Annotated in this window: 16 protein-coding genes and 1 CRISPR repeat array; of the genes, 12 read left to right on the top strand and 4 right to left on the bottom strand. The window is 38.0% G+C overall.

Annotated elements, in window-relative coordinates; all coding sequences use genetic code 11:
• Positions 1–4: 4 nt before the first annotated feature.
• From csm4 to cas2, 6 genes are read left to right on the top strand one after another with little or no spacing between them, the layout of a single operon-like run.
• Positions 5–1,003, top strand: coding sequence for a type III-A CRISPR-associated RAMP protein Csm4 (gene csm4, locus HMPREF1477_RS03630; protein ID WP_016475857.1), 999 nt, complete (start codon positions 5–7; stop codon positions 1,001–1,003).
• The gene (gene csm5, locus HMPREF1477_RS03625; protein WP_016475856.1) at positions 996–2,186 is read left to right on the top strand and encodes a type III-A CRISPR-associated RAMP protein Csm5; all 1,191 of its coding nucleotides are present in this window, start codon (positions 996–998) and stop codon (positions 2,184–2,186) included. Before csm4 ends, csm5 begins: the two co-directional genes overlap by 8 nt.
• A complete protein-coding gene (gene cas6 / locus HMPREF1477_RS03620; protein WP_016475855.1) occupies positions 2,176–2,946 on the top strand; it encodes a CRISPR system precrRNA processing endoribonuclease RAMP protein Cas6 in 771 nt (256 codons plus the stop codon). Before csm5 ends, cas6 begins: the two co-directional genes overlap by 11 nt.
• On the top strand, positions 2,943–4,262 hold the full coding sequence (locus tag HMPREF1477_RS03615; protein WP_016475854.1) for a CRISPR type III-a/mtube-associated protein csm6: 1,320 nt from the start codon (positions 2,943–2,945) through the stop codon (positions 4,260–4,262). Before cas6 ends, HMPREF1477_RS03615 begins: the two co-directional genes overlap by 4 nt.
• A 27-nt stretch (positions 4,263–4,289) precedes the next feature.
• Positions 4,290–5,285 (top strand): CRISPR-associated endonuclease Cas1, encoded by a 996-nt coding sequence (gene cas1 / locus HMPREF1477_RS03610; protein WP_016475853.1) that lies wholly within the window; start codon positions 4,290–4,292, stop codon positions 5,283–5,285.
• A 1-nt stretch (position 5,286) separates the two neighbouring features.
• Entirely contained in the window at positions 5,287–5,562 is a 276-nt protein-coding gene (gene cas2, locus HMPREF1477_RS03605) for a CRISPR-associated endonuclease Cas2 (protein WP_016475852.1), read from the top strand.
• Positions 5,563–5,863: 301 nt separating this feature from the next.
• A CRISPR array of direct repeats spans positions 5,864–6,532; the repeat unit is 35 nt; unit sequence GTTAAATTAAATAATCCCCTGATGGGGACGGAAAC.
• A gap of 253 nt (positions 6,533–6,785) precedes the next feature.
• On the opposite strand, the gene HMPREF1477_RS03600 is transcribed toward cas2, so the two are convergent.
• Both HMPREF1477_RS03600 and HMPREF1477_RS03595 read right to left on the bottom strand, forming a co-directional pair.
• The gene (locus tag HMPREF1477_RS03600) at positions 6,786–7,922 is read right to left on the bottom strand and encodes a hypothetical protein (RefSeq protein ID WP_016475851.1); all 1,137 of its coding nucleotides are present in this window, start codon (positions 7,920–7,922) and stop codon (positions 6,786–6,788) included.
• A gap of 402 nt (positions 7,923–8,324) precedes the next feature.
• Positions 8,325–10,625, bottom strand: coding sequence for an autotransporter outer membrane beta-barrel domain-containing protein (locus HMPREF1477_RS03595; RefSeq protein ID WP_016475850.1), 2,301 nt, complete (start codon positions 10,623–10,625; stop codon positions 8,325–8,327).
• A 378-nt stretch (positions 10,626–11,003) separates the two neighbouring features.
• Here HMPREF1477_RS03595 and HMPREF1477_RS03590 point away from each other — a divergent pair, with 378 nt between their 5' ends.
• From HMPREF1477_RS03590 to HMPREF1477_RS03580, 3 genes are all read left to right on the top strand, one after another.
• A complete protein-coding gene (locus HMPREF1477_RS03590; RefSeq protein WP_016475849.1) occupies positions 11,004–11,600 on the top strand; it encodes a DNA-3-methyladenine glycosylase I in 597 nt (198 codons plus the stop codon).
• A gap of 128 nt (positions 11,601–11,728) precedes the next feature.
• Complete coding sequence (locus tag HMPREF1477_RS03585; RefSeq protein WP_016475848.1) at positions 11,729–12,445, top strand: DUF554 domain-containing protein; 717 nt, start codon at positions 11,729–11,731, stop codon at positions 12,443–12,445.
• Positions 12,446–12,616: 171 nt separating this feature from the next.
• Entirely contained in the window at positions 12,617–13,801 is a 1,185-nt protein-coding gene (locus tag HMPREF1477_RS03580; RefSeq protein WP_016475847.1) for an MFS transporter, read from the top strand.
• A gap of 85 nt (positions 13,802–13,886) precedes the next feature.
• Here HMPREF1477_RS03580 and HMPREF1477_RS03575 read toward each other — a convergent pair whose 3' ends face one another.
• Positions 13,887–14,873, bottom strand: coding sequence for a GMP reductase (locus tag HMPREF1477_RS03575; RefSeq protein ID WP_005378610.1), 987 nt, complete (start codon positions 14,871–14,873; stop codon positions 13,887–13,889).
• Between the two features lie 195 nt (positions 14,874–15,068).
• Positions 15,069–15,998 carry an IS481 family transposase gene (locus tag HMPREF1477_RS03570; protein WP_016475598.1) on the bottom strand — a complete coding sequence of 310 codons (930 nt, stop codon included), beginning with the start codon at positions 15,996–15,998 and terminating at the stop codon, positions 15,069–15,071.
• A gap of 160 nt (positions 15,999–16,158) precedes the next feature.
• On the opposite strand from HMPREF1477_RS03570, the gene thiT reads away from it, so the two are divergent.
• The 3 genes from thiT to HMPREF1477_RS03555 are packed head-to-tail and all read left to right on the top strand — an operon-like array spanning position 16,159 to position 19,022.
• Positions 16,159–16,689, top strand: a complete 531-nt coding sequence (gene thiT, locus HMPREF1477_RS03565; RefSeq protein WP_005380713.1) for an energy-coupled thiamine transporter ThiT — start codon at positions 16,159–16,161, stop codon at positions 16,687–16,689.
• On the top strand, positions 16,682–17,806 hold the full coding sequence (locus HMPREF1477_RS03560) for a molybdopterin-guanine dinucleotide biosynthesis protein MobB (RefSeq protein WP_016475846.1): 1,125 nt from the start codon (positions 16,682–16,684) through the stop codon (positions 17,804–17,806). Before thiT ends, HMPREF1477_RS03560 begins: the two co-directional genes overlap by 8 nt.
• Positions 17,787–19,022 (top strand): molybdopterin molybdotransferase MoeA, encoded by a 1,236-nt coding sequence (locus HMPREF1477_RS03555; protein ID WP_016475845.1) that lies wholly within the window; start codon positions 17,787–17,789, stop codon positions 19,020–19,022. Before HMPREF1477_RS03560 ends, HMPREF1477_RS03555 begins: the two co-directional genes overlap by 20 nt.
• The last annotated feature ends 181 nt before the right edge of the window (positions 19,023–19,203 follow it).

The following is a 19,203-nucleotide window of genomic DNA, read 5'->3' as shown; positions in this document are numbered from 1 at the left end:
TACTATGAACTACTATCTATATCCACTGCGTTTTCTTACACCAGTGCATTTTGGGGATACCTCAGAGGGTGGTAGTTTAGAAACTATTTCCCTTACATTAAGCTCTGATGCACTATTTGGTGCATGCTGTCATGAAATTAGCAATGATACAGGTTTACTACAATCTTTTATCGACTCTGTAAAAGAACAGCATATTGTGCTATCTAGTTTGTTTCCGTACTGTATAGATAATGGTGAGTATCAATTATATGTTCCCTCACCTATTATGCAAATCGATTCAAAAGAGATGCCGATAACAAGTTTTGAAGAAGCCAAGCGGGTAGCAACGGAACAAAAAAAGATAAAGAAAATTGAGTACATTCGAGCATCACAGTTACAAAATTTTAGTCAATATATAGAGGCAGATACCTTACAAAAACATATGCCTATATTTGGAACTAAGCAAGCTGTGACACAAGTAAATATGCGTGGAGAGAAGAGTCGACCATATTATGTGGGGAACTATCAATTTATGTCACATACAGGACTATATATTATTGCTGGTTTTAGTGATGATTCTAGTCGTGATTTATTTGAAGCTATTCTTGAAATGTTAGGTCTTTCTGGGCTTGGTGGCAAGCGTAGTGGCGGCTATGGGAAATTTGAATTAGCCGATGATCCAATTGAATTGGAATCTGAAGGTGTCTATGAAGATGATTCTGCTTTATATGCATTGCTTCATAATAAGCACGGACAGATGATGTGTATTAGTGCTTGTGTTCCGACTAATGATGAAGTGGCTACTTTAAAACAAGGTTCTTATAAATTACAAAAGCGTGGTGGCTTTGTAGGCTCTACTGGAAGTGAGACTCAAGTAAAACGTAATTCCTATTATGTTATTAAAGAAGGCTCTGTTTGTCCAAAAGCATTAGTCGGACAAATGCTTACTATTACGGGGGATAGTTTACCGCATCCTGTATATCGTAATGGTATGGGCTTATGGATTGGGGTGGATTATGAGTAATCGTATTGATCATGCACAATTATCACTCACTATTGTGAGTCCTACCAATATTGGTGGCCCTGAAAAACTAACAACTAAAGACTATATGTACAATTACGATGCCGGTGAAGTATATCTCCTTAATAACTATGAATGGTTTCGCTTTTTAGCTCGTCATAATAAATTAGCAGAGTTTGAAATATACATGCAGAATGAAATGGTAAGACCGAATGGTCGAACTATGTATGACTGGGCTAAAAATACTATTGGAGCAACTCAGCTAACAAAAGATGTATTAGGCCCTGCTATTGGTTCAATTATGAAATCATCGATATATAATGAAGGCCGTAAAAACTCATTAAATGATATTACCCCTCAGATTCGTGGGGCAAATGGAGAAGTTTATATTCCTGGTAGTTCTATTAAAGGTGTTATTGACAGTGCTATTATTTCACATATGCTTCATAGAGATGCTAGATTTAGAGCTGCGGTACAGCAAAAGCTAAAGGAAATTTTATATAAATATAGAGATTTCCAATATGATAAGAGACGTTGTAAAAGTGAATTTGGTTCTGTATTACGAGAAGTGAATAAGTTGATTGATCGTAATATACAAGTACTATTCAAGAATTCAGAAAAGAGAGTTAATGGTATTTTAGCTAGTGCTTTCCGAGGTATTTCTGTTTCTGATGCTATGCCTATGGGTGCGATTCAAACAGAGATATTAAAGAAAGAGGATTCTTGTGTTGATGAAGATGGGACTCACGCTATTTCGGTGCATCGTGAGTGTATTTTACCAAATCAGAAGTTTTCCTTTACATTAACTCTTGATACGGCAATAACAAAGGAAATCGGGATTACTAGTGTTAATCAAGTATTAGAAATCTTACAAGAGGATTTTGATGCTACTCATGAGTTATTATCTTCTAAATTTAAGAAAGTTAGTTCGTCTATCTTTAAAGCTTTAGAACCAGCTAATGCCTATATTGGTAGCAATACAGGCTTTGTTCAAAAAACTATTATTATGGCTGCTTTTATAGATGACGAAAAAACAGGAATTGATATTATTAAAGCTATTTTAGATGTTAATTTCCAAAAGGCTAAGCATGCTAGCAAGGATCATTTTATGGCACCTCGTGCAATCAAATTAGTAAAGTGGAATGGTCATTATTATGAGATGGGGGGCATTCATATTGGCAGATAATGTAGAAATTATGGCCATAGAGTTAGAAATAACAGCAGATCCATCGATTAAAGTTGTGCAGTCTATAGGCAGCTTATTGCATGGTGTGCTAATGGAGATAATAGGAACAGAATACGCAGGTAAGTTGCATGAAACAGGCCTGCGCCCTTATAGTCAATATATATTTTTTGATAAAGAAAAAGGTCAATATATTTGGCGACTTTCTGCTGTAACTGCAGAGGCTGTTGAACGTATATTACGACCTGCATTAGATATGACTGAAAAGATTTTTTTGAAACAAAAGCGAGGACATATTTATATTCAAAATAGAACTATCTTAGAGGAAACCTCATATGAAGATTTAATGGCTAAGTTTTGGAGTGGTGAAGTGGAATACACGCAGGCTAAATTGCGGTGTGTGACAACAACAAGCTTTAAGGTAGACCAACAGTATACGATTTTCCCTGAAGCGTTCCGTATTTATCGGTACTTGCTACGTCAATGGAACCAATTTACAACGTTTGAAATGATGGATTCCGATGATTTATTAGCGGCACTTGAATCAGCGACTTTCATCCGTGATTATAATTTGCGTATGGGCATGTATGGATTAGAAGGGGTTAAAATTCGTGGTTTCCGTGGAGAGATTGTTATGCAATTTAAGCGGAACCTTGTGATGCAACGTATCCTATCTTTATTAACCTATTATAGCCAATTCACAGGGCTCGGTATTAAGACTGCATTAGGAATGGGTGGCGTACAAAGTGAGGTAGTACAATGAGAATTCTTTATACCCCTGTAGGGGATACAGATCCTATTCGCGGGTGCTATGATGGGGGCATGCTTCATATTGTGAGGCATTATAATCCTGATATAGCAATTCTAGTATTGAGTAAGGATATGGAGAAAAAGGAAGCTGCTAATCATAGATTTACCAAAGCTTTAAAACATGTGAAAGCTGACTTAGATATTACGCTTATACATACAGGCCTTGAAGACGTACACCGTATCGACACTTTACAATCGTTTGTTGACCATTTCTATGAAATGCTTTCAAACTACCCTGATGCAGAGATATTAATTAACTTAAGCTCTGGAACACCTCAAATGAAGTTGATTATGTCTTATCTTAGTGTAGAACATGATGCGGTACGAGGCATTCAAGTTGATAGTCCTCAACGTGGTTCTAATCGCTCTGAGCCTGCCGTAAACGATGACGAAAATATTGAAATTGTTATTGAAAATAACTTTGATGATCAAGACGACAGTGAAAACCGATGCCATGAGCCTAAAATGGGATATATTAAACGGAATAATATTAAGCAATCCCTTCATACTCTTATTGCTAGCTATAAATATAAAGAGGCTATAAGCGCTTATCATAGTTATAAAAGAAGCTTTGAAGATGGTGTTGCTAATGATGTATTACCATTATTAGAACATGCTCAATTACGTTTGGGCTTAGACTATGATGGTGCTTTACAAAAGTCTCGTAAAGTGGGAGCTATATCCTTGTCCTCTTTATTTGCTAATAAGGAAGTGCGTAAATTACATGAGTTTTTAATGCTTATGGAAGTGCGGTTAAAACAAGGGCAAATTGAGGACTTTATTTTAAAAACCACTCCATTTATGTATGAGTTAATGCGTTATTATTTTACTAAAGAGATCCATGTAAACTGGCGTCAAATTGAGAAAAAAACATCCAAGGGAATACGCCTTGATATGGTAGCATTTGAAAAGCAATATCCTAAACTATATAAATCATGGAAGGCTAACACTCATACTCCTTTTCTACAAGAACTTCAGCTATCCTTTTATCACATGTTACATATGCTAGAAGAGCAGGATATAGTTGATAGCTTATTATTGAAGCAGTTAAAAGAGATACGTAGAATTGAGCAAAAAATTCGTAATAAAATGGCTCATGAGGTTGTTGTCTTTACTGAACAAGATATTTGTAAGGCTGCTGAAATTCAATCATTACAATCTTTCTTACATCAGATTAAAGGCGTATTCTTTATTATTACTGGACAAGCAAAACAGAATAAACTTATATATGATGTTATTAATCAATATGTGTTAGAACAAATACAATAGATATACTAGCGTAAAGGAGGCGATATTATGTCATCCTTATATGTTACAGAAGCAGGTTCATTTATTAAACGACAAGGCGGTCATGTTGTAGTAGGCCGTAATAATGAAATTCTATTTGAAGTTCCATTAGAACGTATTGAAGATATTACAGTTTTTGATACAGTATCTATATCTAGTTCACTCATTACTGATTTTATTGAACGTGGTGTACCTATAACTTGGTTATCTGGATATGGTAAGTATTTTGGTACCTTAATTAATACAAATACTATTGATATTAATAAACACAAGAAACAATTTGATTTATTAGATAATCATGAGTTTAGACTGGCAATGTCACGTAAAATTATTCGTGCAAAGGTTCGTAATCAGCTAACTATATTGCGTCGGTATGCTCGTAATTTAGATGTAGACATAAATATAGATACACAGATTGATAATATTAAATCCGTTCGTAGTCACATTGGTGAATGTGTTCGTATTTCTGAACTCATGGGTTATGAAGGTATAATTAGTCGATTGTACTTTGAGGCTCTCGGAAAAATTGTTCCGCCTACATTTTCTTTTACTAAGCGATCTAAACAACCTCCGCGAGATGATTTTAACGCCATGCTAGGCTTAGGATACAGCATGCTATTTAATGAAATTCTAGCAGGTTTAATTAATGCGGGCTTACATCCTTTTGTTGGTGTTATGCATAGCCTTGGCAAGGGGCACCCTGCACTTGCATCAGATTTGATCGAGGAATGGAGAGCTCCTATTATAGATTCTTTAGTTCTTTCTATGGTGAGTCGTAACATGGTGGACCTATCTGATTTTGATAACTCAGATAAAGGTTGTTATATGACTCCAGAAGGTAGAAAAGGACTTTTGACCGCGTATAATAAGAAAATTCGTTCTGAAAATCAATATATTGAGGATCGTAAAAGTTATAGGGAATCAATCTATAAGCAGTGTAAGCAATTTGCTAGTGCCATTATGCACGAAGACGTAGATTTGTATACACCTTTGGAGATTCACTGATATGAAAAAGTTTATAGTATTAGTCATTTATGATGTAGTAGATAATAAAACGCGTAATCGTTTAGTAAAATGTTTAGAGCGTTATGGCGTGCGTGTTCAAAAATCAGCATTTGAGGCACTACTAAATAGAAAGCAATATGATGCTATGATGCGGCGTGCCAGTCGAATTATCAATCCCGTAGAAGATTCCCTACGTGTATATATACTTGACGATATAATTAATATCTATACATGGGGAATTGGAGAACGAAAAGAGCAAGATTGTATTATATTGTAATGAAAATTAATGTATTTATTAGAGATGTTATTTACTGAGCAATGGTAGAATCATCTGTTTTTATTAGTTATCTATCTTTAATTTGATATCCTTGATAATTCTACTATTGCAATTTCTTTGTTTATTTATGCTATAATATATCTAGATTATAACCTTGTGAAATAAAATTTCCGCCGTTGTGATAGTGGTGCGGTTTATAGGTGTTATTTTAGCGTTCTAAAGTGCTGTTTGAGGTCGACTTATGATCTCCGCCGTTAATGGTGATTTATGGCTAGATAACATCTACTGTTTCAGATACAGAGTTAAATTAAATAATCCCCTGATGGGGACGGAAACATTTCATCTTTGTTCCATTTGAAAACTTGTTCGTTTTTACTAAGTTAAATTAAATAATCCCCTGATGGGGACGGAAACCAAAGAAACTCAATAAACCACTCTGACAACCATCCATGTCTACGTTAAATTAAATAATCCCCTGATGGGGACGGAAACCCAATTGTGTCACCCCCAATTAAAACGTAACGCTTTTCTTGCAACGTTAAATTAAATAATCCCCTGATGGGGACGGAAACTCCATTATGCACCCTCTACCAATTCGACAATATCACGAATATAATGTTAAATTAAATAATCCCCTGATGGGGACGGAAACTCCATTATGCACCCTCTACCAATTCGACAATATCACGAATATAATGTTAAATTAAATAATCCCCTGATGGGGACGGAAACTCCATTATGCACCCTCTACCAATTCGACAATATCACGAATATAATGTTAAATTAAATAATCCCCTGATGGGGACGGAAACTTGAATGTGTAACGGCAGTAATATGTGTCGGTAATATATAGAAGGTTAAATTAAATAATCCCCTGATGGGGACGGAAACATTTTTTCTAGTTCAACAGAACCTACTGAACCAGCAATAAGAATGTTAAATTAAATAATCCCCTAATGGGGACAGAAACTATTTAGCTTTGTTAAAATTATTAGGCTTACTATAAGGCTTTATTTGAATATAAGGATTCCTGAAATATCATTTTCCAAAATTTATTCTATATATCTCCTGATCTTTGACTAGGTTTCGATTATGATGTAATTTACAATAAAAAAGTAGCATTACTATACATAATATAGGGCACCTGGCATATGCCATCTATGTCTATACGTTAGTAATGCTACTTTTATTCTGATATTGAATTTATTCTGTTAAATTTTATATTACTTTAATTTCGTTAGATATGCATTTAGCATGTCTAATCGCTCAGCAAATAATGTTTTCATCATAGTAAGGCGATCTTCCGTAATATTTGAATTTTTTGCATATATGGAATCCATCAATTCCATTGCTATTTTAGACAATGACTGCGGAATTGTTAGTGGTGTTGTTACATACTTTATTTGCTTATCATGTTTCGATTTAAACGGTAATGATGGATACGTATGGAATGGTCTATGTGGATTAATCGTCATTTCGTTGTACCATAGGGTATTGCCATTATCGAAGATCGGGGCCATGCCAAGGAATTCAAGTGTTGTAGAATTCCGTAAGAATCCAAAGTTACCGTAGTGACGGTCGTCATTTAATGTTAGATAGTCCAAAGCAAGTGTCGCATCTAAATGGGCTTTCACATTTGGAATTGAAAAATGTGTACACTCATCTAAGAACACTTGGTATTTATTATCGCGTCGTTTAAGTGGCGCTGCTATGTGCCAGGCAGGGATGTATTCAATGTCTCCGCTCGTAAATAGTGGGCAAGATGACACGATTTCACCAGATGCGATTGTTTCTAATTCATATGGTACATGGTAAAAGTTTAGTTCTTTGCATAATTTTGACACAAATACTTCATTAAATGGTTGTTGATTGAGGAAGTTTCCAGCTTTTAATAGGCGAATACCTTTTTTTTGTTGCACCCACATCTGACGAAGAGAACCATTTACAGATGAATTCGGTGTAATTAAATCGATATCGATATCGTCGGAATCAGATAAGAATAAAGGCGTGTCAATTATAGGATGGTCATAAAAATTGATAGTATCCCAATCTAAATTAGAGTGTATTGGTTTCATCCAATAGTGGTCAGATAGATTAAGTTGATATGATTTTAATGAAAATTCTAATGCATCTGATGCGTGATAGGCCTCTAGTAAATCTTCTAAATTAGGTCGCGAACCGGGAATCGCACGATGCTTTAAAAAATCATTAAGTGCGATTTCTTGATTGTCCATGACCATCATATTCAATGGTTTGCGGTCTGGATTTATTATTTCAGTAACCTTTGTTACTGTTAAAGTATCATCTAATATTGCTGTTAACACAGGAATATTTTTATGCATTAGGATATATCTGCACATAGCATCACCTCCTTTATGTTAAGAATTAATAATTATATATATTATATCGTAAAATAGAGCTATAGGTATACATTTTACATAGTAATCTAATATTTCTTAATAAAATGACTATTAGCAAAACAAAACGCCCCCTTCACAGCAACTATCTAAGGTTGCTCATGAAGAGGGCGTTTTGCATTGTAGTAAGAAAGTTAGTAAACATTTAGACGGAATCTAAATGTATGTATATAAGGCCATACAGCTTACGATAAGAGGGGGGAAGTAGCATCCTATGGGAAGTAGTATTGCATAAAAAGGGGAAATATATTAGGATGCGTCTCTCATAGATATGCAAGGGATATACAGGGGAGATATCTATGGTTGTACAACTATATGGCCGTATATAACGGTATGTAATATAAATTAGAATTTATGAGTAAATCCAGCGTTTACACCCCAGTCAGCTTGGTAATCACCAGATAGACCGGTAGTAATGTCCGCATATACACTGTTGTTCGTATTGAAACCATAACGGCCACCGAATGCGAGTTCAGTCCAAGTGCCTTTGAGGTCTTGTTCTGTCAATTTTACCGCATTACCGCTAGCATAGGTAGTTTTTACATTGCCTGTGAAAGCATGACCTGCAGCAAAGCGTGTATATAGGTTACCATTGCCAAATTGTTTGCCTACTTCCAGGCCGAGTTTGCCGGATGTGCTGTTTACACCAGCTTGGTTAACGGAAACATTGCCTGCTGTAAAGTCACGACCACCGAAGTGTGTATAGTTCAATTGTGCTTGTGGTTCTACATAGAAACCATTAGCAGATTTTATAGTTTTGCCGTAGCGAACGCCGATGCTATACGCATTAGATTTTACATCGCCAGATTTAGCTTGGCCGAGTTCATTACGCGCTGTAAATTCATTAGAGATACGACCTACTTGAGATTCTACATGTACGTATTGATCCTTACCAAGGTCTTTCAATCCATAAGCGCCAACAGCATAGGATTTTACCTTGCTAGAACCATTGAATACATAATCTTCAGAACCGCGTAGGTAAGAAACTTGACCGCCTACGGTCCAGTCACGGCTAGTTTTAGTATCATAACCGCCTTGGATGCTTGTGTAATCAGTAGCTGTATTGATACCGTCATTAGCATAATTATATCGACCGCCACCAATACGAGCCCAAATACCTGTTGGGGAACCTTGTTGTAATTGGTTAGCACGATTCATATCGCTCGTCATTGTACGCCATGCGTTGATAGTACCAACTACAGCAGAACGAATGCCGCGCATTTGTGGTGTATCATAAGCGCCAGGCGTTACTACAGGACTTGGTGTTACAGGAGTAGGTGCTGGAGTAACAGGCGTAACCGGAGTTACAGGAGTAGGAGCCGGAGTAACAGGTGTCACAGGGGTAACGGGAGTTACAGGTGTGACAGGTGTCACAGGGCTAGGCGCTGGAGTTACCGGAGTAACAGGAGAAGGTGTTGGCGTAACTGGAGTAACAGGGCTAGGTGCCGGAGTAACAGGAGTTACTGGTGTTGGAGCTGGCGTAGGCGTTGGAGTAGGAGCCGAATAGGAACCTTGACCATTACCGTTTTGCCATGTAATAGCACCTTCTTTTTGGTCTGTAGTTAACGCTTTTTGGAAGCTTGACACGATGCCATTAGAAGCGATGGATACAGTACCAGAAAGGTTCCTTTCACCATTCATATAATTTTCGTAATAGAATTTATGCGCCAAGTTATCTAGAATCTTGTTTACATTGCTTTCAGAGGACGTATCGAGATGATCGCCTGTTACATAGCCATGTACACCAGACCCTGTTGTAGCGGATTTTACGATGAAGTTACCGCCTTCGATGTCAGATGCATCAAGGCCTGTTTTTTGAGCGGCTGGTTTAGAGAAGTTCAAACCAGTACCAGCGCTCATATCGTAAATGACATTGATGTGGCCGTCTAAATTATTAACGTGGATGTCGCTACGAGAATCTTGAGAAATACGGCTGAATCCTTCACGTGTACGAGTGCCTTTGAGTGTATTGATACTGCTGCGCGCTTCGTTGCCTTTAATTTGGAATGCCTCCAAGCCACCCATGTTATCGTGGCTCCACATGCCACCATCAAAGGTCATGTTGATTTCGCCACCCTTATCCTCTAATGTGTTCACAGCCTTGCCGGTAAATTGATTAGGGCTATTGTGCGCACGGCCGAGGCCAATATTAATCACGGATGGTTGCTGTTGTTGGTATGGAGGCATCGTTTTATCAGATACAAGTATATTACCTTGCATATTAAATACTTTATGTTTTACAGTACCTGAATCATCGATACCAAGATTAATTTTACTGTTATAGGCAAATGCTAATGGATAGGGTGCGTCCCATGGGGCCGTATTCACGTTCATAACCCCGCCATCCACTTGAATGGAACTATTATCTAGCATGCCTGTAATGAAAGCTGGTTGGCGATGGCGCTTAGGCAATTGGTTTTGATCAGGCGTATCCAAGGATGCAATAGTCACTTGACCACCGTTTGATGCAATGACACCTGTTGCCGTCGTATTGCCAGTGCTTTCAAATTTACTTTCAGAACCTACTGCAAATACATTGCCATTAGAACCAAGGCCTGCTGCCGCCCACGTGCTAGGGAGGGCCACTGTAGATGATAACATAGTCATCATTACAGCGGACAATAACATCTTATTTCTCGCTCTCATTCTCTTACACCTCAACTATATTACTTAATTTGTAATTTATTTTTATATTGTGAAAGACTCTTCATAAATGAATATATAGCTATCGGTTGATTTAATACTCTCTTATATAATGAAAGATAGATATATACTCGCTTTATAAAGACTTTGTGTCAGACACATTTAAAATATATTTAAAATAATATAACATTTTTCGTGAATTGTAAATGAATTTCTACAATTTTATTTTAAAAACATTTAAATTATTAATAGATGAGTTACATATTAGGGGCGGTGAATACGACGTATGGTATTCTTTACAAATCTAGTGAGCATGGGTATTATTGTATGTATAGCGCGATTTCTAGTAACAGGCTAGTTGTAGCATAGAAAGGAGCCTTCATGAAAGTCACTTGTTCCTGGCCCACAACGCCACTGTATCAGGCGTATCATGATTATGAATGGGGGCGTCCTATTCATGATGACCAACATCAATTTGAACATTTATGTTTGGAGAGCCTACAATGCGGTCTGAGTTGGCTCACGATTTTAAATAAACGAGACATTATACGTCAGTGCTTTGACTATTTTGATGTTGATGTAGTAGCTAAATATACGGAAACAGATATAGAGCGTATTATGAGTACAGAGGGAATGTTAAAATCCCGCAAGAAGATTGAGGCCATCATCAATAATGCACAGGCGTTCCAACGCATTCAAGACGAATTTGGATCCTTTTGCGAATATATATGGGCTTTCACCAATCATAAGACTCTTATTTATGAAGGCCATTCTGAGGGAAGGGTGCCTGCTCAAAATGAATTGTCTACGCGCATTAGCAAAGACCTTAAGAAACGAGGGTTCAAATTTGTAGGACCTGTGACCATCTATTCCCATTTACAAGCTAGTGGTCTCATCAACGATCACGGTAAGGATTGCCCTTGTTTTAATGAAATCAATGAGGCTAATCCTGTGGTTTATATGACCATAGATGATTAATATAAATAGAACCGTATCTACTGAAACATAGATACGGTTTTTTTGTGATATTTTATATTGATTGTTATCGATGTAGTTGATATACTACTTTCATAATAACTTTCAGAAATAAGGAAAAGGATACAAGTATGATTGGGTTAGGAACGGCCATCAACATGGGGCTCATTATCGGTGGTAGTATTATTGGGCTCACGTGCGGCCGATTTATGAAGGATAATTTAAAACAAACCCTTATGGTAGTATGTGGTATCATCGTGCTGTTACTAGGGATGAGCGGGGCCATGCAATTTATGCTGGTTATCGTTAATGGTTCCTTGCAAACTACTGGACCTTTGTTGATGATTATCAGCATGGTAGTTGGTGCTGTGATTGGTGAAATCATTGATTTAGACCGATGGATTACGGTCTTTGGTGACTTGGTGAAAGATAAAACCGGTAATACCGGGGACCCTAAGTTTACGCAAGCGTTTATCACTGCATCACTTACGTTTACTGTTGGTGCAATGGGCGTGCTCGGTTCCATTCAAGATGGATTGACAGGAGATTACCAAACCTTGCTACTCAAAGGAATTCTTGATGGTGTTATCGTTATGGTTATGACCTCATCTATGGGGAAGGGCGCATTATTTTCCTTCATTCCTGTAGGTATCACGCAGTGGTTGATCACGGCCTTAGCGCATGTTGCGGCGCCACTTATGACACAGCAGGCTATCGACAATTTATCCTATGTAGGATCCATCTTAATTTTCTGTGTAGGCATTAATATGATTTGGCCTAATAAGATTCGTTTAGCTAATTTATTACCTGCTATTTTTATCGCTATGGGCCTTACGTTTTTAATTTAAATTTAAATTTTAAGAACCCTCTTTACATTATGTGTAAAGAGGGTTACTATATTCTCAATATAATTTTCTTGTAGTTAAAATGGTTTCCCCTAGAAACGCATGTTATCGCGGTCTAGCGGATACAAAAGGGCCTTTCTTCGCCGAACGGTTCTAGAAACCAGAAAGGACATGATGAGCGAACAAGTTTCTGTTTCAAAATCTAATATTCGTGGTGCATTTGGTGCATTTTTTATCCCTGGTATGTACACTGCCTTATGGGCCGGATTTGTGCCATATTTAAAAGCGAAACTAAGCATCGGTGAGGATGTATTAGGTTCCATGATTTTGTTGCTCGGTGTAGGTTCTTGTTTATCCATGGCTATAGCTGGTAAACTTGTAGAAAGCTTTGGCTGTAAGCGAGTCGTTTTATTAGCTAGTTTTATCGGCATGTTGTCTCTGGCTATTGTTACCATGTGTTCTACAATTGTGACAACCACAATAGCATTATTTTTCTTTGGCATTGGCGTAGGCCTTAGTGGTGCTTCTGCTAATTTGCAAGCTATTTTAACGGAAAAGGTAAGTAAAAAGCATTTAATGGGTGCTTATCACGGTGGGTGGAGCTTAGGTGGCTTTGCAGGTGCCGGTGTATTGCTTGTTCTCTTAAAAATCTTATCTTTACCTGTTAATGAAAGTATTTGGGGGCTTCTTATCATACTCTTTATTGCGATGATCGCGGTTAGTCAATTTATGTTAACCTTTGGTCGTGATCCAAATGCAAAGGTTATGAAGAAGTCTAAAAGTCCGTTATCATTTCATCCAATTGCCATCATTTTTGGTCTATTGTCCTTTGTATCCTATTTGGTAGAGGGGGCTGTAGGGGACTGGAGTGCACTTTACTTATTTGAAGATAAAGGCATTGTTATTCAAGAAGCCGTAATGGGCGTTATGCTGTTTAATGGGACTATGTGTATTGGTCGCCTTCTTGGTAATACAATTGGTAAACATGTAACATCTAAACAAGTTGTTGTAGGTGGTTATCTACTAGGTGCTATTGCAATGGCACTCATCGTATTCCTACCTGGCCATGCGTCTATGTATACGTACTTATTATTAGGTATCTCATTAGCCATGGTTGTGCCAAATTTATTCTCTGCGATGGGGGAACAAAATGTAATTCCTATGACACAAGCAGTGGCTACATCTACCATGCTCGGTTATATGGGGATTTTGATGGGACCTGCATTGATTGGATTCATTGCTCATGGTACGAGTCTTACCATTGCATTCGTCGTCTTGACTGTATTGCTTGTTATCAGTGCTGGCATCGGTAAATATGCATATTATTTAATGAATAAAAATTGTGGCGTAGAAGAATAGTTTCTTCGTTTAAATGCTGCAAATAAAAAGAAGAGGGGCTACGATTCGTATGAATCGTAGCCCCTCTTGGTATGTTAGTAACCGATTAGCGGTCGCCGTTAAAGATGGAGTTTTTAACAAGAACGTAGTCTACTTTGCGGATAGCTTGTAGTGTTGTACCACCAGCGTAGGAGATAGCGGATTGTAAATCTTGTTCCATTTCGATTAATGTATCGAAGATAGAGCCTTTGGAAGGAATGAAGATTTTTTTGCCTTCTACGTTTTTACGTTCCCCTTTTTGGAACTCAGAAGCGGAACCGAAGTATTCTTTTACAGCTTGGCCGTCAACAATTTTTTCTTCCCCTGGAGATTCTTGGTGACCAGCAAATAGGGAACCAATCATAACCATAGTAGCGCCAAAGCGAATGGATTTAGCGATGTCGCCGTGATCGCGAATGCCGCCGTCAGCGATGATAGGTTTTGTAGCTGCTTTTGCACACCAACGTACAGCCGCTAATTGCCAACCGCCAGTACCAAAGCCAGTTTTTAATTTTGTGATACAAACCTTACCAGGGCCGATACCTACTTTTGTAGCATCAGCACCAGCATTTTCAAGTTCACGAACTGCTTCAGGAGTACCTACGTTACCAGCAATAACAAATGTTGTTGGTAAATTCTTTTTAATGTATTGAATCATGTCGATAACAGCATTAGAGTGACCATGTGCGATATCGATTGTGATATAATCAGGAATAAGGTTAGCTTTTGCTAATTCATCAACTAATGCGAATTCTTCTTCTTTTACGCCGATGGAAATAGAAGAATATAAGTTTTTTTCTTGCATGCGTTTTACAAAGTCAAGACGGCGTTCAGGTTGGAAACGATGCATGATATAGAAATAGCCTTTTTCTGCTAGTTTTTCAGCTAACTCTTCATCGATGATAGTTTGCATGTTTGCAGGAACTACAGGCAAGTTAAATGTACGATTACCTAGTTTAACATGAGTATCACATTCGCTACGGCTGTTTACGATACATTTATTAGGAATCAGTTGTACGTCTTCATAATCGAAGATGTTAGTTGTATTAATCATAGTTTCTATATCTCCTTTGAGGTATAATAAATTGAACCTGTACCATTATACTGAATTTGTTTTCAATTTTCAATACATTCCGAATATTAAAAACACTCATATAGTTATTATACAATTTTATAGGTAGCTTGTCTGTACATTTTCTCTATGTTCAGCCCATTATATCTAGAGTAATCAAACATTTGTGACAAATACTTATGCCTTTTGATTCATAAAGTACTCTGTTATAACTTGGTTTGGTGATTTAAAGTTTAAGACTTTTTGTGCAATGTTATTATATCTATTAGCATATCGACTATGTGCTTTTAGAAAACTCTCCATACTATTAAACTTACGAGAATAAAATCTTTCACTATCAATTCGATGACTGCGCTCTACCTTTCCATTCTGCCACGGAGAAAATGGTCTTGTCGTTTTATGCTCTATTCCTAATCTTTTTAATACAATATCAAATAAACACTCTCGATCTTTTACTCCATAGTTTGTAAATTCACGACCATTATCTGTTTGTATTGTATGAATAGGAAATCCCATTTTGGCTTCTAAATTTAATAAGAAGCGACTTGTATTAGTAACACTTTTTTCATCTATAATTTTTAGAATTCTCTTTCTAGAAAACTCATCAATAGCTGTAAGTTGATAGTAAGATTTTCCTTGTGTTGAAAAGGCTAAACTCTCGCGAGGTACGTATTTTATATCAATCTGAACCTTTTCTCCTGGATATGTTATTATATCCGGTTTCCACTTGCTTTTAGGAACAGATTTAACAACCTTTTTCTCTTTAATATGACACCTGATTTGTCGGCACATAGAGCCATATGAGCGTTTATAACCACGCTTTTTTGCCTCAACATATACTTGAGACAGCCCTTCATGTTTAAACTTAGAATGCATACGCTTGATAAGTGCTAGTTCTTCCTCAGTGTGTTGATTAGGATGAGAATGTGGTTTACGACTATACAATCGAAGTGAATCAATAGTCCCGTCGAAACGCTTCACCCAACGTTGTACTTGTTGTCTACTAGTATGATAGCGACGTGCAGCTTCAGCATTATTTCCATACTTTATAGCATATTCACATACTCGTTTACGAAATCTTAATTCTTCAGTTATAATAGAATGCATGAGAAGGAACTCCTTTTGTTGTAATGTTTGGATTAAGCAACTTCATTATAACAGAGTTCCTTCTCATTTTTTATTCACTTGTCACAAATGTATTATACTCTTACATTTTCTCTATGTTCAGCCCATTATATACACATTATATTAATAGGAGGTTATTTTAATGGAGCATTCCAAGACACGCATGATAGCAGAAGCTGGTGTAGCTATTGCTATTGCACAAGTATTATCTTTTATTACACTTTTTCATATGCCACAAGGCGGTTCCATTAAGGCCGCATCCATGGTACCTCTCATGATTTTTGCATATCGCTGGGGTGGTGCACGCGGTATTTTGGCTGGCGTTGTATATGGCATACTTCATTTCTTGCTCGGTTTTAAATCATCTATCCATTATCTAAGCATCATCCTAGACTATCTTGTTGCTTACGGTGTTATTGGTGTGTGCGGGTATTTCAAGGACAATATGACAGGTCTTGTTAGCGGATCTATTGTTGCTATTGCGCTTCGTTGGTTTGCGTCCGTAACAAGTGGTGCTGTTGTATTTGCTAGCTATGCACCGCAAGGTCAAAATCCATGGATCTACTCTATGATTTATAATGCATCTTATATGGTGCCGGATGGAATTCTTAATATTGTTGTGTTGTTGTTTATTTACCAAGGGGTAAAAAGAGGGTTGAAACGCGGTGCTTAATTTAGGCGTAATTATTTTGGCCGGTGGCCTAAGTTCACGCATGGGATATCCTAAGGCTTTATTGCCTTGGACGAATGGTGAAAGTCTCATTTCTCATGCGTTGCGCAATGCATTAGAACATGATGCTAATGACATTCTCATTTCTATCGGTGACGATGAAAGTCTAGGCCAAGCCATTCAGGCTAACATTATCGACACATTGTCGAATAAAGAGAAAGAAAAAGTTTCTATCGTTCGGGATTCTGTTCCTCGAAGTGGTCCATTAGGCGGATTATATAGCACATTGGCCGTAGGCAAGAGTCATGCTTATGCGGTGTTAGCTGTAGATATGCCGTTTATGAATTTTAATTTATATTACGATTGGCTCTACCAAGTAGAGGGCGATGACTGGCGTGTTATTGTGCCTGTTGGTGAAAGTGGACGTTATGAGCCTATGGCGGGGATATATAAGCCATCCATTGCTCCATTATTGCAAACCACTTTAGCAGGAGAGGATGTATCTTTGCAGCATGCATTAGATATTGTAGGACCTGTGGTAACCATTGATGCAGGTGATTACGGTCATCATTTACGTAATGTTAATCATATAGAGGATTATAAGTGGGCCCGCGCAGAGGCTGTTAATGCAAATCGTCATGTTCCACTTATCAGCGTAGTTGCCGAAAAACGTAAGACTGGTAAAACTACGGTGGTAACACGACTCGTGAAGGAATTAGAAGAAATTGGTTTCTCTGTAGGCGTTGTAAAAAGCGATAAACATGGCTTTCACATGGACTATGAAGGAACCGATACAGATCTCGCTATGAATGCAGGCGCCACGGCCGTAGCCATTGCAGGCCCAACGGAAACGGCCATACGAATTCGCACCGAAAAGCAATCTAATCTGTACGATTTGGTACAGCAATTACCTGTAGATATTGCTATACTAGAAACGAGATCTCAAGGGATATTTCCGATTGTAGAGGTAACCAGAGAGGGGTATACAGAATCACTTATATCTAGTGATATAGAACGCGTAGGGACCATAGAGGTTACTGAATTAGATCAATGTTTACCAGCGTTGGTATGTCGAATACAAAGTATGATGAGGAATTTAGATGATAGCCGTTACTGTTGATGAAGCGCTTCATTTGTGGAATGAGGCTTTACGAGAACAACATCATAGCATCGAATCCATTGCCGTTGACGACGCAAAAGGATGTGTGTTAGCCGAAGATGTTTTGGCACCTACCGATGTGCCCGCTTTTCATAAATCCGCAATGGATGGGTATGCCTTAGCATATGATCCTAATTGTGATACCTATATCGTCGATGGTATCATCGGCGCTGGTGTCGTGTGGGATAAGCCTGTAACTACTGGTCATGCCGTACGTATCATGACAGGTGCTCCTGTACCAAGTACTTGTGATACAGTTATTATGCAAGAACAGGTGAAAGGTACTGGCGAAGTAGGGGCTACAATTACTTTACAAGGTACGCAACAAAAGGGTAGCCATATTATCCCTCGTGGTGAAGAATGTTCCGCAGGGACCGTTGTCATACCAAAAGGCACAGAAATAACCTCTACGGTGCAGACAATTTTGATCGGCCTTGGTTGCATCGATGTGTCTGTGTATGCGATGCCACGTATACTGGTTCTTACATCAGGCCATGAAGTTATTGAGCCGGGCGAACCCTTAAGTGCAGGAAAAATTTACAATTCAAATCGCATGATGATTTGTAGTTTACTTGCTGATTTAGGTTTTCGGCGCGTTACCCATTATCATGTGAGTGATGCACCGGATAGACTATACGCAGAAATTGAACGCGTTCTTGAACTCAGTGAACAAGCAGATATTATCATCAGCTCAGGCGGAGTATCTGTAGGTATGTTTGATACAATGCCTCTTATATATGAAAAGTTAGGAGCTAAAACCTTATACGGTCGTATCCAAATGCGTCCCGGTGCAGCCTCCTATGGGGCCGTTACGCCTAAAGGTCAACTTATCTTTGGTTTATCGGGAAATCCCGGTGCAGCCTTTAATGGTTGGCACCTATTAGTGGTTCCTACCTTGCGTAGATATAAAGGTATTAAAAATTGGTCCACCCCAGTACTTAATTGTGTAATGGATTGTGATCTATCTAAACGTAATGCCTTTGATCGCTACGTGCAAGGCAAGGTCATATTTGGTGATGGACAACCTCGTTTTGTGGCAAATCGTCACTTTAACAGTAGCAGCATGCTTGGATTATATACCGTTAATGCCTTAGCCTGCATTCCTAAAGGCGTACATGAGGTACATGAAGGAGATATATTTAAGGTATATTTGCTAGGCCTCTTACCAACAATATAATAAATTGCAAGGGACTCATGTATGAGTCCCTTTTTAAATTAGTACAGGCCTGTACTAATTCTGGGCCCATATGTATAGGCTCGTTACAAATAGAACAGGCGTGTACTAATTCTAGGACTGCATGTATAGGCTCATCGCAAATAGAACAGGCCTGTACTAATTCTAGGACTGCATGTATAGG

It is taken from the genome of Veillonella sp. HPA0037, from assembly GCF_000411535.1.
In the GTDB taxonomy this organism is placed as follows: Bacteria; Bacillota; Negativicutes; order Veillonellales; family Veillonellaceae; genus Veillonella; species Veillonella atypica.
This window is presented reverse-complemented; position numbering and strand designations above follow the sequence as displayed.

Coding starts and splice junctions, on each gene's coding strand:
- HMPREF1477_RS03585 (WP_016475848.1), top strand. CDS start 11,729: ATGATTGGGTTAGGAACGGCCATCAACATGGGGCTCATTATCGGTGGT.
- HMPREF1477_RS03600 (WP_016475851.1), bottom strand. CDS start 7,922: ATGTGCAGATATATCCTAATGCATAAAAATATTCCTGTGTTAACAGCA.
- csm5 (WP_016475856.1), top strand. CDS start 996: ATGAGTAATCGTATTGATCATGCACAATTATCACTCACTATTGTGAGT.
- HMPREF1477_RS03590 (WP_016475849.1), top strand. CDS start 11,004: ATGAAAGTCACTTGTTCCTGGCCCACAACGCCACTGTATCAGGCGTAT.
- HMPREF1477_RS03575 (WP_005378610.1), bottom strand. CDS start 14,873: ATGATTAATACAACTAACATCTTCGATTATGAAGACGTACAACTGATT.
- HMPREF1477_RS03615 (WP_016475854.1), top strand. CDS start 2,943: ATGAGAATTCTTTATACCCCTGTAGGGGATACAGATCCTATTCGCGGG.
- HMPREF1477_RS03555 (WP_016475845.1), top strand. CDS start 17,787: ATGATAGCCGTTACTGTTGATGAAGCGCTTCATTTGTGGAATGAGGCT.
- cas2 (WP_016475852.1), top strand. CDS start 5,287: ATGAAAAAGTTTATAGTATTAGTCATTTATGATGTAGTAGATAATAAA.
- HMPREF1477_RS03580 (WP_016475847.1), top strand. CDS start 12,617: ATGAGCGAACAAGTTTCTGTTTCAAAATCTAATATTCGTGGTGCATTT.
- HMPREF1477_RS03570 (WP_016475598.1), bottom strand. CDS start 15,998: ATGCATTCTATTATAACTGAAGAATTAAGATTTCGTAAACGAGTATGT.
- cas1 (WP_016475853.1), top strand. CDS start 4,290: ATGTCATCCTTATATGTTACAGAAGCAGGTTCATTTATTAAACGACAA.
- csm4 (WP_016475857.1), top strand. CDS start 5: ATGAACTACTATCTATATCCACTGCGTTTTCTTACACCAGTGCATTTT.
- thiT (WP_005380713.1), top strand. CDS start 16,159: ATGGAGCATTCCAAGACACGCATGATAGCAGAAGCTGGTGTAGCTATT.
- HMPREF1477_RS03595 (WP_016475850.1), bottom strand. CDS start 10,625: ATGAGAGCGAGAAATAAGATGTTATTGTCCGCTGTAATGATGACTATG.